The sequence below is a fragment of the Paraburkholderia sp. Cy-641 genome, from assembly GCF_011752945.1.
Classification (GTDB): Bacteria; Pseudomonadota; Gammaproteobacteria; order Burkholderiales; family Burkholderiaceae; genus Paraburkholderia.
The window spans coordinates 54142-68033 of the sequence record NZ_VWWM01000007.1 but is presented as its reverse complement, the minus strand read 5'-3'; the positions used below and the strand labels follow the sequence as shown (position 1 = coordinate 68033).

Here is a 13892-nt window from a genome sequence, read left to right as displayed (position 1 = left end):
AAACAGCGCGCCCCTACCCTGCCAAGCGTTGCCGTTCATTCCACCCACCACGCACCATCAAACGTCCTTCCCACCCACCGCCCGCTGCTGCGCAATCAGATCCGCGAGCCGTGCAACCTGCTGCCCCTGCGCATCGAAGTTGCCGGCTTCGAGCCAGCGCGTATAACACGTACGCAACTGCGGCCATTCCTTGTCGAGGATCGAAAACCACGCCGTATCGCGATTGCGTTCGCGATACACGATCGCCTGGCGGAAGATGCCCTCGAACGTAAATCCATAGCGCAACGCGGCCGCGCGCGACGGTTCGTTCAGCGAATCGCATTTCCATTCGAAGCGCCGGTAGCCGAGCGTGTCGAACACTTCGCTCATCAGCAGGAACATCGCTTCGGTAGCGACGCGCGTGCGCTTCACACGCGGCGAGTACGTGACGTGGCCGACTTCGATCACGCCGTTTGCCGAGTCGATGCGCATCAGCGCGAACGTGCCGACGGCCTTGCCGGTCGCGAGATCGATCAGCGCGTAATGGCGCGGGTCCGCCGACGCCGCCATGCGCGTCAGGTGCTCGCGATACGCGGCGAGACTGTCGAACGGACCGACCGCGAGATAGGTCCAGTCGCGGCTATCGGCGGCCGAGCTGTAGGCCTCGAACAGGTCCGCTGCGTGACGCTCGACGTCGACCGGCTCGATACGGCAATAGCGGCCCGCCAGCGGTTCGCGGCGCGGGGGCTGCGCGCCTTGCCAGCCCGGCACGGGCGCGCCGATCGGCTGCGCGAACGCGTTGAGTCTCGGTTCCATGTCTGCTCTCCTTGTCGGATGAAATGAGTCGTCGATGATGGAGTACGATACGGCAAACGTGGCATGTTCAAAAGAGCCATGAAGCGCTTATTCGATAGGTCCAGCCAACGATGATCGAAATCATAGGTCCGCTTGTTCATGCGACGAACGCCGAGGGCACGGCCAAACCGGCGTCGCTGCAAAAGCAGTTGATCGAGCGTCTGCAACAGGCGATTCTCACGGGCCGTTTGCCGGCCGGCTCGCTGCTGCCCTCGTCGCGTTTGCTTGCGACCGAAATGGGCGTGTCGCGCAACACGGTCGTGATCGCCTACGAGCATCTGGCCGCGGTCGGCTACGTGTTTGCCGACCGCAAGGGTACGCGCGTAAGCCGGCTGTCGAACCTTGCCGCACGCGGCGCGGCACCGCTGCGTTCCGCCGCGTCCGAGGTCGCCTACGCGGCGCGTGTCGGCCAGTTCGCGGCGACGCGCGCGCCCACCGAAGACAGCTATGCGCTGACGCCCGGCACGCCCGCGCTCGACCGCTTTCCGCTCGCCGCGTGGCGGCGCGCGCTCGAACGTGCGATGGAGCGCTCGTTGCCGCTCGCGCTCGGCTACGGCTCGCCGGCCGGCGAACCGGCGCTGCGCGACGCGATTGCCGCGCATCTGCGCGTCGCGCGCGGCGTGCGTTGCGATGGCACGCAGGTCGTCATTACCGAGGGCGCGCAAGAGGCGCTGAACCTGTGCGTGCGCCTCTTCACGAATCCCGGCGACGTCGCGTGGGTCGAAGACCCCGGTTATCGCGGCGCGAAGGCCGCCTTCAATCTCGGCGATCTGCGCACGGTGCCGATTCCCGTCGATGGCGAAGGCATGGCCGTGCCCGCCGACGCGTGGGGCGCGCATCCGCCGAAGCTCGTCTACACGTCGCCTGCGCATCAGTATCCGACCGGGGCGGTGCTGTCGGTGGCGCGGCGGCTGGAGCTGATCGCGCAGGCGCGGCGCTGCGGCGCGTGGATCATCGAAGACGACTACGACGGCGAATTCCGTCACACCGGCGAGCCGATCGCGAGCATGCAGGGTCTGGTCGATGACGCGCCGGTGCTCTATGTCGGCTCATTCAGCAAGACGATGTTTCCGGCGCTGCGGATCGGCTTCGTGGTGCTGCCGCGCACGATTGCCGACGAGACCGCCGTCGCGTTGCAGGAGATGCTGCGCGGCGGGCATCGGCTGGAGCAACTGGCGCTTGCGCATTTCATCGGGAGCGGCGAGTTCGGACGGCATCTCGGACGCATGCGGCGCTTGTATCGCGAGCGGCAGCAGGCGTTGCGCGATGCGCTTGCCGTGCATTTCGTGTCGCGTTTTGCGGTGGATGCCGAGGCCTATGCCGTTGCCCAAGCGGCGCCGCAGGCCGCGCCGGCGCAGATTCTCGGCGGCGATTGCGGTATGCATCTGACGCTGCGCTTGCCGGCGCGGCTGTGCGATCGGACGCTCGTCGAGCGCGCGCGGGCCGAAGGGCTCAATCCGCGGACGCTGTCGGGTTTTGCGTTGCATGCCTCCGAAGACACGAATGGAATCGTGATCGGGTACGGCGATACGCCTGCCGAGCAGTTGGGGCCTGCGATTCGGGTGCTGGCAGAGTTGGCCGGGGAGATTGAAGCTGAGGCGGTTGAGGTCGAGTCGGTGGAAGCAGCGCGAACGGTGGCGAAAGGGATGGCGAAACGTGCCGTTAAAAGTACGGCTGGAAGTGCGGGGCAAGGCGCGTCGAAATCGCGCGTTAAAGTGACGCCGGAAGCGAGGCCAGATGCCGGGCCCAATGCGAGGCTTGAAGCAAAGCCCAAAGCGGGCTCAAAAGCGAAGCCCAAACCCCGCCGGGCCACCCCTTCGCGTCCGTAAGTTTTACGTCTGTCCGCGCGGCCCATGTCGCGCTATCGTGTTGCTTATGCGCGGCGGGTTTGCCATGTCGATGTTCCCACCCCGCATGCCACGTCCGGCCCACGGCCTGCCGCGCCGCAACATCGCGCGCGGCACATCGCGAGTCGCCACGGGCATAGGTATCAAGAATGCCCTGGTTATGCTTATCTTTGACGTTCTATCCGACCGGAGACGACATGAAGGAAATCGAACCGACCCCGTGGTTTGAGCTTGCCGACCATAGCCCCGTCCGCGAAGGGTGGTACGAGGTGCGGTTGACGAGTGGCGACACGGCGTTTGCCAAATTCGGCAACGGCATCTGGACCGAGAAGCCGTTGCTCGTGTTCACGCACTGGCGCGGGCTGTCCGCCGATCCCTCGAAAGCGGCCGACGGTGCAGCCGAATCGATCGGCGCCGAGGTTGCCGCGGCCGAAGGCGTGCGCGCCGCGTGGAATGTGTTCTTCCCCGGGCTCGGGGACGAGCAGCACAAGCCGCTCGATGCGCTGCCGAATGGGAAGGCGCCGCATTGAGCGTGCGAGCCTTGGCGTTTCGCCGCGTGCATAGACCAGCGAAGCGGCGAGGGCCACGCATCATGGAACGTTCGACGTTCATCGGCGGCACACCCCTGCGCCGCCGATGAACGCATGCACTGCGCACCGCCACTCCGTCACCGTGCTCGCACCCGCATCACCTCACGCCGCTACAATTCCCTTCAGTCCTCCGACGCATACCCCAAGCCCCTCAAGCATGAATGCCACCCGAAACCCCGTCGACCTGCCGCGCGCCACACAACTGCTCAATCATGGACCGGTCACGATCATCACGAGCGCCCACGGCGGCCGCTCGAACGTCATGGCGGCGTCGTGGGCGATGCCGCTCGACTTCAATCCGCCGAAGGTGGTGGTCGTTGTGGATAGCCGCACGCTGACGCGCCAATTGATCGAAGCGAGCGGTGTATTCGGCCTGCAACTGCCGAGCCGCGGATTCGCCGCGCAAACGCTCGCGGTCGGCACCAACGCGGGCACCGAACTCGACAAGTTCTCCGCATTCGACCTCGCAACTTTTCCCGCGCAAAAGATCGACGTGCCGATGCTGGCCGGCTGCATCACGTGGATGGAATGCAAGGTGATTCCCGACGATAGCCAGCGGCACGATCTGATCATCGGCGAAGTGGTGGCCGCGTATGCGGACAGCCGCGTGTACTCGAACAACCGCTGGCATTTCGGCGACGATCCCGACTTGCGTACCTGTCACTACGTGGCGGGCGGCACGTTCTTCGCGACTGGCGATGCGTTCGAAGTGACGCCGGTGAGCGCGGCGTCGGTGCAGCCGGAGTGAGCGCGCGAGGCGGCTCGCTGAGGTGAGGCCGCCTATTTCGCGCGCAGAAACTTCCCCGCTTTCTGTTCGAGCAGCGCGACGAGTTCGGGCTGCATGAGCGCATAGTGATCGGGAATATCGAGGCATACCACTTTTTTGCCGTTCAGGCACGCACGAAATTTCGCCGCGAGCCGCGCGCGATGCGCCTTTTCCATCACGAAGACGACGTCGGCCCAGCGCAACTGCTCGGGCGAAAGCAGTACATCGGCATCGGCGGCGAGACCCGCCGAATCCGTTTCGACGCCGGGCCAACTGGCGAACACCTGCTCCGCAGTCGGGCTGCGCAGACGGTTCTTGCCGCAGACAAACAACGCGTGCATCACGATGGCAGCGAGTGCTCAGCAATAGCGAAGCGCATGCGGCTTATGTATTCGTCTCGACGTCGCCCTCGGCGAATGCCTTGAGCGCATCTCCCGCGAGACGGTAACGTACCCATTCGCTTTGCGGGGCCGCGCCGATCGACTTGTAGAAGCCGATGGCCGGCTCGTTCCAGTCGAGCACGCTCCATTCGAAACGGCCGCAGCCGGTATCGCAGGCGATCTGCGCGAGATGACGCAGCATCTGTTTGCCCGCGCCGCTGCCGCGCGATGCCGGTGACACGTAGAGGTCTTCGAGATAAAGCCCCTGCCTGCCGAGCCATGTCGAATACGAAAAGAAGTACACGCAAAAGCCGACGGGCTCGCCATTCATTTCGCAGATGAGCGCTTTGGCGGGAACGCCCGCGGAAAACAGGCTCGTTTCGATGTCTTTGACGGTGGCGACGACTTCGTGCTCGGCTTTCTCGTACACCGCGAGTTCGGTGATGAAGCGAAGGATCAGGGCGGCGTCGGCGGTGATGGCGGGGCGGATCTGGATGGTCAAGGTTGGGGCTCGATGAGTTGTTTGAGGGATCGTGGGTACATCGTAGCGTTTAATGTGTCGTTGTGGCGAGTGTGTCGTGATTGCGCTGGCCATGACGATTGACGTACCGGATCGAATTCGTTTACTGTTGCTCCATGAACTTCCACTCTCTTCTCCTTTCAGCCGTCACCACCACGACGACCACCTTCACAGGCGGGTCGTCTGGAGATTGCACGCGCTAGCAGGAAGTACGGAAGCAGAGCAGCAGTGGCAAATCCCCAAAGGCCCCGCCGGAAACGGACGGGGCCTTTGGCGTTTTGGGTCTCTCCGTTTGCGGCATCCCTCGTGGTAATCGCGACATTCGAACCGACGGAGCATGACCGTGAACGACATCGACCATCGTGTACTTGGCAATAAGCTCGATCTTTTTCATCAACAAGAAGAAGGCGCCGGAATGGTTTTCTGGCACCCGCGCGGCTGGACGCTGTATCGCGTGCTTGAAGATTATGTGCGGGCGCGCATGCGTCGCACGGGCTTTCGCGAGATTCGCACGCCGCAATTGCTGGCGCGCTCGCTGTGGGAAAAGAGCGGCCACTGGGAGAAGTTCGGCGGCGCGATGTATTCGCTCGCCGATGCCGAAGAAGGGCGTGCGCTCTGCCTGAAACCGATGAGTTGTCCGTGCCATGTGCAGGTTTTCAATCAGCGCGTGCGTTCGTATCGCGAGTTGCCGGTGCGCTATAGCGAGTTCGGCGCGTGTCATCGCGATGAGCCCTCGGGGTCGCTCGAAGGTCTGAAGCGCACGCGCGCGTTCGTGCAGGACGACGCGCATGTGTTCTGCGCGGCCGCGCATATCGAGGCGGAAGTGGGGCACTTCTGCGCGCTATTGCGCGAGGTGTACGCGGATCTCGGCTTCCCGGAGTTCAAGGTTGTATTGGCGACGCGGCCCGCGTCGCGTGCCGGCAGCGAGCAGACGTGGGATCGCGCGGAAGAAGCGTTGGCGAATGCCGCGCGAGCGGCGGGACTCGAATTCGATGTACTCGAAGGAGAGGGCGCTTTTTACGGGCCGAAACTCGAATTTCATTTGACGGATAGCCGCGCGCGCAGTTGGCAATGCGGCACGATCCAGCTCGATTTCGTGTTGCCTGAGCGGCTCGATGCGGAGTTCGTCAATGAGCGCAATGAACGCGAGCGGCCTGTGATGATTCATCACGCGGTACTCGGCAGTATGGAGCGGTTCATTGCGATGCTGCTCGAGCATGATGAAGGATGGTTGCCGGTTTGGCTGGCGCCGGAGCAGGTTGCAGTTGCGACGATTAGCGATGCGAGTTTGGGGTATGCGGAGGAGGTTTTTCGCGCGCTTGAAGATGTGGGCGTGCGGGCGGTACTCGATGGACGGCCGGAGCGGTTGGAGAAGAAGATCGTGGATGCGCGGGGGATGAGGGTGCCGGTTTTGGTGGTGGTGGGGTCGCGTGATGAGCGGGATCGGACGATGAGCGTTCGGTGGCGGGATGGGAGGAGGGAGGTGTTTGCGGTGGGGGACGGGGTGGAGTGTTTGAGGGGGATGGGGGTGGCGCCTTTGAGGGTGAGGTAGACGGGAGATGTCGATGACGGTTTGTTACGTGTGGCTGCATATATAAGTATTATCGACTGAATCCGCAGTCGGTTGCAGTCTTCCGCACGCTGAGCGTGATAATTCGACAAGCTAAGATAGAGCTAGGTCTGAATGACTGCAACAACGATCAATCGGCCACGGATTTGTGTCCGAATCTGCTGATTAGCGGCGAAGTGTTTTCCGCTTGGGGGCGCCTGTTCCCTTCTGTCCAACCAAACATTTAACTTTCGAGATAGAAGAAAACCAAGGTTCCTTGTTTTATACTTACCCAATCGCTGGGAAACACCCGGCGATCAGGTTTAGCAGCCTGAACGTTGCGTCCGCACTCCCGCCCAGGTGGGAGTGCGTTTACCTCTGCATGTCTATATTCCAATGGGCGGGCTGTGGTGGGGGAGCCGCAAGGCTCGCCGGTTTGACGCAACGCCGGTCTGCTAACCCTGCCACGTGCCCGCTCACCCCTTCCTCAAAAAATCGGTTGTCCAGGCATCCCCATGAAGCAACAGGGAGATCGCACAATGACCAGGTCCGTCAAAAATCAACCGGCTTCGCGTCCGCCCGTCGACGCACTTCAGTACGAAAAGCTCGCTCTTTCCGCATTCGATCTATGCGACCGGCAGGTGGCTCAAATGGATACGCTCATCACACTCGTATCTTCAATATGTAGTAATCCTGCCATTACGCGCGACGAAAGACGGCGTCGTCAGAAGCTTCTCGAATTGCTTCTGGACACAGCGGAGCAGTATCAAATGGAACTCGAATTCGACCGCGAACTGTTCCAGGTGATCGCGCTCGATGCGAAGGGTGTCCCGCGCAGCCGCATCACCGCACAGCATGCGACGAACTTGCTGACCGAGGCATCGCAGAGAGCGAAAGCGCCTATCGCTTGTGCAAAAGGATCGCGCGGCAGGAATGCATCCGCGAAAACCACGGTCACGTTGACTGCGGACGCCGCACAACAACCGGTAACCGGCCCACACTAGACGATCGCATCAGGCCGAAGCAGATCGAATCAAATCGCGCAAAGCCGATGAGCGCCAAAGCAATTCCTGAGTACAACGGAGCCGATGGTAGTAATCGCTACGATCGGCTCCGCACGTGCTGCGCATAATCGACAGGGCCATGCGAGCGTCTGACGCCGCAAGTATCCGTACATCGCCACCCAACAAGCCACACCCGAAGCTCACGCCGAAAATAAACGCAGAAAAATCCCCACCGAACCGCCTCAATCATCCGGCAACGCCGACTTACTCCGCCGCTTGCGCGGCTTCGGCTCTACCCCCACACGCGGATCGCGGGCCAGCACGAGCTCCGTCATCCTCTCCACAGTGCTTTCAAACGCCAGATCATCCTGCGGCACATAAAGCCATTTCCCGAGCACCGGATGCGGCCGCAACGCGGGTATATCGGCGATGAGCGCGGCATGGCGTTCGTGCGATGTACAGACCAGCAGACCATTCCAGGGTTTGTCGCGATCGGCGGCGATCAGACACAACAGGCCGTCGATATAAGCGGCGTCACAGCCGAACATCCGCCGGCGGACGTAGGTCGGATTGCGCTCGAATGCGTCGAAGATCCAGAGGAGCGAATTGCTGATCGAAGAAGGCATCGGCGGAAAGTCTCTAGTGAAGGAGGCGAAGCCAAGTTTACGCAAATTCGCGGGGCTCGGCAGCGGCACCGATCGGCAATCGAGCAAGCGCGGCTAGGTATGATGTGCCCAACCTCGGCGACCATATCGGAACTCGCACAAACCAGACCATGCAAGCTCACACCGACGCCACCACTGCCTATACGAAGCGTTTCGACGCCGTCCTCGCCTATATCGACGCGAATCTCGAGGGCGATCTGTCGGTCGACGCGCTGAGTCGCATCGCGAACTTCTCGAAGTTTCATTTTCATCGACAGTTCGCCGCGTATGTCGGCGTGCCGGTCGTGCGCTACGTGCAGCTGATGCGCTTGCGTCGAGCGGCCCGCCGCCTCGCCACGCAAGCGTCCTGCTCGGTGCTCGATGCCTCGTTCGACGCGGGCTTCGACAGTCCCGAAGCCTTCAGCCGTGCGTTCAAGCGTGTGTTCGGCGCGGCGCCGAGCGCGTTTCGGCGGCATCCGAAATGGCATGTCTGGAGTGCGAATTTCGTTGTTCCCTATCTTTCAAGGAAGCTGACCATGCAAGTGCAAATTGTCGATTTTGCTGAAACCCGCGTTGCCGCGCTCGAACATTGCGGCGCGCCAGGGCTTGTCAACGAGAGCGTGCGCAAGTTTATCGACTGGCGTATGCAAAGCGGACAATCGCCGGTATCGTCGAGCAGGACTTTCGGCATCCCGCACAATAACCCGGATACGACGCCGGCCGAGGCGTTCCGTTTCGATATCTGCGGGGAGATCGGCGAAGCGGTCGCGCCGAATGACTATGGTGTGCGCGAACTGCTGATTCCGGGCGGCCGGTGCGCGGTGGTGCGGCATACGGGATCGACCGACCATATCGGCGAGACGATCTATCCGATCTATCGCGACTGGCTTCCTTCGAGTGGCGAAGAGTTGCGGGATCAGCCGCTGTTCTTTCAGTACTTGAGTGTGTATCCGGAGACGCCGTTGGATCAGTGGCAGACGGATATTTATATTCCGTTGGTGTGAGGGGCGGAGCTGACCTTGATGGGGCGGCTTCGATATTTTTCAAATTCTCGGTAAATAGTTTCGGTTCTGCTCGAAGGAAAATTTCTATCACTTCGCCATGTTGTCTGTTTCAATAGGCTTGGGATCGAAGGCCAGCGATGCAAGGCAATCGGGATTTCGCTCCAGGAAACTGAATGACAATTTTCCCCACAATGGGAAAGCCGAGTACCCGGTAAAGGCATATGTCGAATCGGGGCGAGGAGGGTATGTCAGTTTGAGGTCACCATAATGTGCACATACGTCACTCATACCGACGCAGGTGCCATTCAGGTAGAGCACAAGCAAGCCGGGGTGTCCCGCTTTGTTGCGGATGCGTAAGTCTACGTTTCTGATTATCATGCCATCTGATAGTCTGATAGGACCGCCTGTGTAGAATTGGAATGCGGTGTTCTTGATCGGGTTATCGCTAGTGTCCTTCTTGACGAGATGAGTTGCGAGGGCATCTTCAACATTGTTCCTGCTAAATGGGATTTTTTGCGTTAGCGCATCGATAGCCTGCCACAATGTCATGGATGGTTGCATGATCTGTGAATCTATTCGATGTGGTTTAGCCGCTTGAATACATCCAGCGGCCTCTATTGCCAGACTGAGTACTGCAAGGGCCTTGAGCGAATTAATTAAACGAATAGGCATTGATTGGCAATCCAAGTTTATCGTGGAGCAGATATTGACCTTATTGCGTCAGATGACGAGGCAATCTCTGGTGCTGAAAACGAACCTCAGGGCGGCAAGTTGACGAAGATCATGTGCAATTTGAGACTCGTGTCGACTCTATGTTGAGTTTGTCAAATTCAATGGCGGTTTCCATACCAACTGTTGAAAAGATGTATACAACGTGTTCGGCACGGCGCTTTCCGAAATACGCCGATCTCTTCAACATCGCCATTGCAGTGGGATATGCGTCATCGTTAGGTTGCAAGACTTCAATTGCATTGACGATGTTTAGCATCCCGCCGTCAACGATGCTTGCCCGCGTAACACCCTGGAAAGTTAAGAGGGCACGATGGTTTTGGTCGTACAACCCAAGTGTCAAGGTGTTCGGCGTGTCGCCATTGCCTTCTTTGCCGGTCGCGATCATATCGATGTACCAGTCGTGAAATCGGCCGAATTTTTCCAGTGTCTTCTTGGTCGTCATGCAACTTGAGTGTGCATCACTTCGCCGCGTCGTCTATTTCAATAGGTTTGGGATCAAAAGCCAATGATGAAAGGCAATTCGGATTGCGCTCCTTGAAGCTGAAAGACAGATCCCCCCAATGGAGCGCTGTTGTGTATGAGGTGACTTCATCGAGTGATCTGCCACGCGGACGGTCCGTAACTCTGAGGCTACGGTAATACGCGCGCACCATATCGAGCGTAATACAGCTACCGCTAAGGTTAAGCACGAGAAAACCAGGGTGTCCTGCTCGATATCGGATACGCAAATCCACATTGCTGATTACAACATCGTCAGCCAGATCGACCGGTCCGCCCGTGTAGAACTGGAATGCGGTGTTCTGAATGGGGCTCTTGCTGTTATCTTTCACGACAAGACGAGTCGCGAGAACGTTTTCAATCTTGTCCGTGGTGAAGGGAATCTGCTGCGCTAGCGTAGCGATAGCCTGCCATAGCGTCCTCGACGATTGCGTCGTCCGCGAATCCTTTTCGTACCGTCCGGTAGTCGATCCACATCCGGCAAACCAGATTGTCAGGCTGAATATGGCAATCGTCCTGACCGAGCTATGTGAACAGGGCGGATTTCTACAATTAAAAAACATCTGGTAAGTGCGCTAGGACCGGGCTCAAGGGTAAATTTCCCTATTGTGCAATGTTGTCCGCATTGTACTTCGGGTTGAGGACAACATAGGCCAAGCAATTGCGATTACGTTCCAGGAACCCAAACGACAGTTTTCCCCATTTCAGGAAAGCCGAATACGATGTGGCTTCATCGAGCGAATGCCCATGAGGGTGTTCGGTGATTCTAAGGTCGGGATAGTGCTCTCGAACTGCATCGAGAGTAGTACAACTGCCACCAAGATTGAGTACGAGAAAACCGGGGTGCCCAGGACGGCGCCGGATACGCAAATCTACATCATTGATTACGACTCCATTCGCTAGTTTGACAGGGCCACTCGTGTAGAATTGGAATGCGGTACTCTGAATAGGCCCCTTATCGGTATCTTTCTCGATAAGATGAGTCGCGAGCATGTTCTCAACCTTGGTTTTGGTGAAGGGAATCTGTTGAACCATTACGTCGATGGTCTGCCACAGCGTCATGTCGAGTTGTGTCATCTGTGAATCCTTTCCATGTTCTTCAATTGTGTGGCTACATCCGGTCAGGCCAATTGCCAAGCCAAGCACTGCAAGTTTCCGGGTTAGATTACCGGGACGGATGAGTCTGGTCATACCAGCTCCCATAGTAGTCGGTGTAACTTTGGCCTGTATTCGAAGTGATTTCGTTACCGAATTCCGCCCCGATTTTTTTCCGGCAGGCAGCGGCATTACCGTCCTGCATGAACGTGTTGTATGCGGCGTCATAAGCTGCGGTATTTGCGCCTGCAATACCGATATCTGGGCCGTGATTCGCAAGAATTTCTCGCTGTGTTCTGATATTGCTCATCGTCGCCGCAGCCTCGTCTTCTAGTGTGCCACTTACATAAGCGACCTTCGACGACAAATCTTCCTGATACGGATACATTGCATGTCCAACCTCATGGGATAGGATTTGCAGGTATTTAACGGGATGGCCCTGAAGACTGCGATCCAGGTTGATAACTTGTCTATCACGATTAGTGAAGGACCCGTACCTCGGATCGACGTATTCTATCTGCCACCCCGCATCCCCCAACTTCTTCAAATCCGCCTGCAAACCCGGAGACATGCCAACCAGTTTGCCAACGTTCTCACCTGCTTCGTTAGCCATAAAATCAGCCACAGGCGATGGTGCCACCGGACCACGCGACGCATTGCCGTAGGATGTGACAGCACGCGAGATGGAAAGAGCCACGGCCTGTTCTTCAGGCACAGCGGATCTTCCTCTCCCCATCACCTGCTCACGCCTCCTCCGCGTGTTCTCGATGTACCGTCCAACCGCCTCCCGTGGCGGAATAAAAATCAGCTGACCGCTTCTGAGTTTCTCATGTACTGCCCGGGCGACCTCATGATTGCTCATAATATGGATAAGCAATGTGTGATCGGTGCTTCTCAACAGATGCCGCAGCTGGTGCATGTCCGCACAATTCGTTGTCCACGAATCAGGATCGAACCACTTCACGAAGTCTTCATGCGCAATTCTCAATACCTCCTTTATTTCATCCTGCTCCTCGCGCGTAAGCTGCTTACGGCCCCAAATCAACCAGGAGTCGAAGGAGAAGTCTGACTTCTCGTATATGTACAAAGTTTCTCGTCTGAAAAACATTAGGAATCCGGTGCGTATGCCTGAATCGAAGCGCAGATCGTATCAGATAGAAGCGCGCTAAAAAATAGCGTTGAACGAAAACCTTTACAAACTGTTAAACCTATCTGAATATTGATGCGGCATCGAATGCCGGTCACTACGTTGAGAATCAGATTCGGCATCCAGAACTTCGCGACATAAAGCCGAATAAGGTCACAGCTGTGATTCAACCTCGAATAAGAATCTCACCAACAAAAAACCACACGCACGAGTATTGGCAATCCGCTTGGGTTATCCTGTCGAGCATCGAGTCGACATTCACTATCAGGACTAAATCAGCCCGAAAACCCGGTATAACGCAGTCGGATGTACCATTCGAGGGTTCTCCTTGGAATTCCCCTAAGCAACCCGAATCCCTCGTTCATCCGTCTTTAACGCGGCCAGCCGCCAGGAACATCCACCGAACCACCGGAGGTACCGACGTGAAATACCGCACGCTATTACTGCCGCTCGCTTTAGCCGCCTGCGCGCATTCGCCTGAAGCGACGAATCCGGCTCCATCATCGTCCGCCTCGTCCGCCGCTGTTGCGAGCACGACATCGACCAGCGGCACGACCATCCTCGGGCAGTACCATTGGCAACTTAACAACGCGATCGACAGCCAGGGCACGCGCATCGACGCGCTGTTCGTGAGACCGGACCAACCGCTGCAACTGGACTTCAGCGATGACCGGCTGAACGTGGTGAATAGCTGCAATAACCTGGGCGCCGCGTACAGCATCCGGAAAGGCCGCATGCAAATCGGCTCGATGGCGAGCACGATGATGGCCTGCACCGATCCGAATCTCGCCGCACTCGACGACGCCATTTCGCAGCGCCTGCGCGGTAGTGTCAGCGTGAACCTGCTGGCTCGCGGCAATGTGCCCAGCCTGCAACTGGTCATGGATAACGGTGATACGCTGAGCCTTACCGGTGTGCCCACCGCGCAAACACGCTTTGGCGGTCCCGGCGAAACGGCCTTCCTCGAAGTGGCCCCGCAGACCGTGCCATGCAACCATCCGCTGATTCCGAACAGGCAATGTCTGCTGGTGCGCGAACGCCACTTCGACGAGCAGGGTTTGCCCACCGGCAAGCCTGGCGAATGGCAGCCACTGAACCAGGATATCGAGGGTTATTCGCATGCGCCGGGCATTCGCAACGTGCTGCGCGTGAAGCGCTTTACTGTCAATAACCCGCCCGCCGATGGGGCGTCGGTCGCTTACGTGCTGGACATCGTCGTGGAGTCGGAAAAAGTCGGGCAGTAAGGCCATTCATATTCGGCGCACCGGTTTCGATCGTCGCC

At 58.7% G+C, this 13892-nt stretch carries 16 protein-coding genes; 7 read left to right on the top strand and 9 right to left on the bottom strand.

Annotated elements, in window-relative coordinates:
• Window positions 1-57: 57 nt before the first annotated feature.
• Window positions 58-795: a GNAT family protein gene (locus tag F3J20_RS05795; RefSeq protein ID WP_167282412.1), complete on the bottom strand. Its 738-nt coding sequence runs from the start codon at window positions 793-795 to the stop codon at window positions 58-60.
• Between the two features lie 110 nt (window positions 796-905).
• On the opposite strand from F3J20_RS05795, the gene F3J20_RS05790 reads away from it, so the two are divergent.
• The 3 genes from F3J20_RS05790 to F3J20_RS05780 all read left to right on the top strand — a co-directional run bounded on the left by F3J20_RS05790 (window position 906) and on the right by F3J20_RS05780 (window position 4019).
• Window positions 906-2663: a PLP-dependent aminotransferase family protein gene (locus tag F3J20_RS05790; protein WP_167282410.1), complete on the top strand. Its 1758-nt coding sequence runs from the start codon at window positions 906-908 to the stop codon at window positions 2661-2663.
• Window positions 2664-2878: 215 nt separating this feature from the next.
• Window positions 2879-3211, top strand: coding sequence for a hypothetical protein (locus F3J20_RS05785; protein ID WP_167038719.1), 333 nt, complete (start codon window positions 2879-2881; stop codon window positions 3209-3211).
• A 217-nt stretch (window positions 3212-3428) separates the two neighbouring features.
• Window positions 3429-4019, top strand: coding sequence for a flavin reductase family protein (locus F3J20_RS05780; protein WP_167282408.1), 591 nt, complete (start codon window positions 3429-3431; stop codon window positions 4017-4019).
• 32 nt (window positions 4020-4051) lie between these two features.
• Here F3J20_RS05780 and F3J20_RS05775 read toward each other — a convergent pair whose 3' ends face one another.
• Together F3J20_RS05775 and F3J20_RS05770 are read right to left on the bottom strand one after the other, a co-directional pair.
• Complete coding sequence (locus tag F3J20_RS05775; RefSeq protein ID WP_345889847.1) at window positions 4052-4381, bottom strand: low molecular weight protein tyrosine phosphatase family protein; 330 nt, start codon at window positions 4379-4381, stop codon at window positions 4052-4054.
• Window positions 4382-4421: 40 nt separating this feature from the next.
• Window positions 4422-4919, bottom strand: coding sequence for a GNAT family N-acetyltransferase (locus F3J20_RS05770; protein WP_167282407.1), 498 nt, complete (start codon window positions 4917-4919; stop codon window positions 4422-4424).
• A 361-nt stretch (window positions 4920-5280) separates the two neighbouring features.
• Between F3J20_RS05770 and thrS the strand changes: the two genes are divergently transcribed.
• Together thrS and F3J20_RS05760 are read left to right on the top strand one after the other, a co-directional pair.
• A complete protein-coding gene (gene thrS / locus F3J20_RS05765) occupies window positions 5281-6489 on the top strand; it encodes a threonine--tRNA ligase (protein ID WP_167282405.1) in 1209 nt (402 codons plus the stop codon).
• Window positions 6490-7025: 536 nt separating this feature from the next.
• Complete coding sequence (locus F3J20_RS05760) at window positions 7026-7490, top strand: hypothetical protein (RefSeq protein ID WP_167282404.1); 465 nt, start codon at window positions 7026-7028, stop codon at window positions 7488-7490.
• Window positions 7491-7732: 242 nt separating this feature from the next.
• Here the strand turns inward: F3J20_RS05760 and F3J20_RS05755 are convergent, their stop codons facing one another.
• Window positions 7733-8116 (bottom strand): hypothetical protein, encoded by a 384-nt coding sequence (locus F3J20_RS05755; RefSeq protein ID WP_167042840.1) that lies wholly within the window; start codon window positions 8114-8116, stop codon window positions 7733-7735.
• 149 nt (window positions 8117-8265) lie between these two features.
• On the opposite strand from F3J20_RS05755, the gene F3J20_RS05750 reads away from it, so the two are divergent.
• Complete coding sequence (locus tag F3J20_RS05750; RefSeq protein WP_167282403.1) at window positions 8266-9138, top strand: AraC family transcriptional regulator; 873 nt, start codon at window positions 8266-8268, stop codon at window positions 9136-9138.
• An 87-nt stretch (window positions 9139-9225) separates the two neighbouring features.
• Here F3J20_RS05750 and F3J20_RS05745 read toward each other — a convergent pair whose 3' ends face one another.
• From F3J20_RS05745 to F3J20_RS05725, 5 genes are all read right to left on the bottom strand, one after another.
• Window positions 9226-9810 (bottom strand): hypothetical protein, encoded by a 585-nt coding sequence (locus tag F3J20_RS05745; RefSeq protein ID WP_240162710.1) that lies wholly within the window; start codon window positions 9808-9810, stop codon window positions 9226-9228.
• Between the two features lie 109 nt (window positions 9811-9919).
• Window positions 9920-10312 (bottom strand): hypothetical protein, encoded by a 393-nt coding sequence (locus tag F3J20_RS05740; protein WP_167282402.1) that lies wholly within the window; start codon window positions 10310-10312, stop codon window positions 9920-9922.
• A 16-nt stretch (window positions 10313-10328) separates the two neighbouring features.
• Window positions 10329-10700: a hypothetical protein gene (locus F3J20_RS32515; protein ID WP_345889846.1), complete on the bottom strand. Its 372-nt coding sequence runs from the start codon at window positions 10698-10700 to the stop codon at window positions 10329-10331.
• 271 nt (window positions 10701-10971) lie between these two features.
• On the bottom strand, window positions 10972-11559 hold the full coding sequence (locus F3J20_RS05730; protein WP_345889845.1) for a hypothetical protein: 588 nt from the start codon (window positions 11557-11559) through the stop codon (window positions 10972-10974).
• Window positions 11534-12550, bottom strand: a complete 1017-nt coding sequence (locus F3J20_RS05725) for a hypothetical protein (RefSeq protein WP_167282401.1) — start codon at window positions 12548-12550, stop codon at window positions 11534-11536. The genes F3J20_RS05730 and F3J20_RS05725 overlap by 26 nt, the downstream gene beginning before the upstream one ends.
• A gap of 221 nt (window positions 12551-12771) precedes the next feature.
• Between F3J20_RS05725 and F3J20_RS05720 the strand changes: the two genes are divergently transcribed.
• Window positions 12772-13854 carry an META and DUF4377 domain-containing protein gene (locus F3J20_RS05720; RefSeq protein ID WP_345889844.1) on the top strand — a complete coding sequence of 361 codons (1083 nt, stop codon included), beginning with the start codon at window positions 12772-12774 and terminating at the stop codon, window positions 13852-13854.
• The last annotated feature ends 38 nt before the right edge of the window (window positions 13855-13892 follow it).

Coding starts and splice junctions, on each gene's coding strand:
- F3J20_RS05795 (WP_167282412.1), bottom strand. CDS start 795: ATGGAACCGAGACTCAACGCGTTCGCGCAGCCGATCGGCGCGCCCGTG.
- F3J20_RS05790 (WP_167282410.1), top strand. CDS start 906: ATGATCGAAATCATAGGTCCGCTTGTTCATGCGACGAACGCCGAGGGC.
- F3J20_RS05785 (WP_167038719.1), top strand. CDS start 2,879: ATGAAGGAAATCGAACCGACCCCGTGGTTTGAGCTTGCCGACCATAGC.
- F3J20_RS05780 (WP_167282408.1), top strand. CDS start 3,429: ATGAATGCCACCCGAAACCCCGTCGACCTGCCGCGCGCCACACAACTG.
- F3J20_RS05760 (WP_167282404.1), top strand. CDS start 7,026: ATGACCAGGTCCGTCAAAAATCAACCGGCTTCGCGTCCGCCCGTCGAC.
- F3J20_RS05755 (WP_167042840.1), bottom strand. CDS start 8,116: ATGCCTTCTTCGATCAGCAATTCGCTCCTCTGGATCTTCGACGCATTC.
- F3J20_RS05750 (WP_167282403.1), top strand. CDS start 8,266: ATGCAAGCTCACACCGACGCCACCACTGCCTATACGAAGCGTTTCGAC.
- F3J20_RS05745 (WP_240162710.1), bottom strand. CDS start 9,810: ATGCCTATTCGTTTAATTAATTCGCTCAAGGCCCTTGCAGTACTCAGT.
- F3J20_RS05740 (WP_167282402.1), bottom strand. CDS start 10,312: ATGACGACCAAGAAGACACTGGAAAAATTCGGCCGATTTCACGACTGG.
- F3J20_RS05730 (WP_345889845.1), bottom strand. CDS start 11,559: ATGACCAGACTCATCCGTCCCGGTAATCTAACCCGGAAACTTGCAGTG.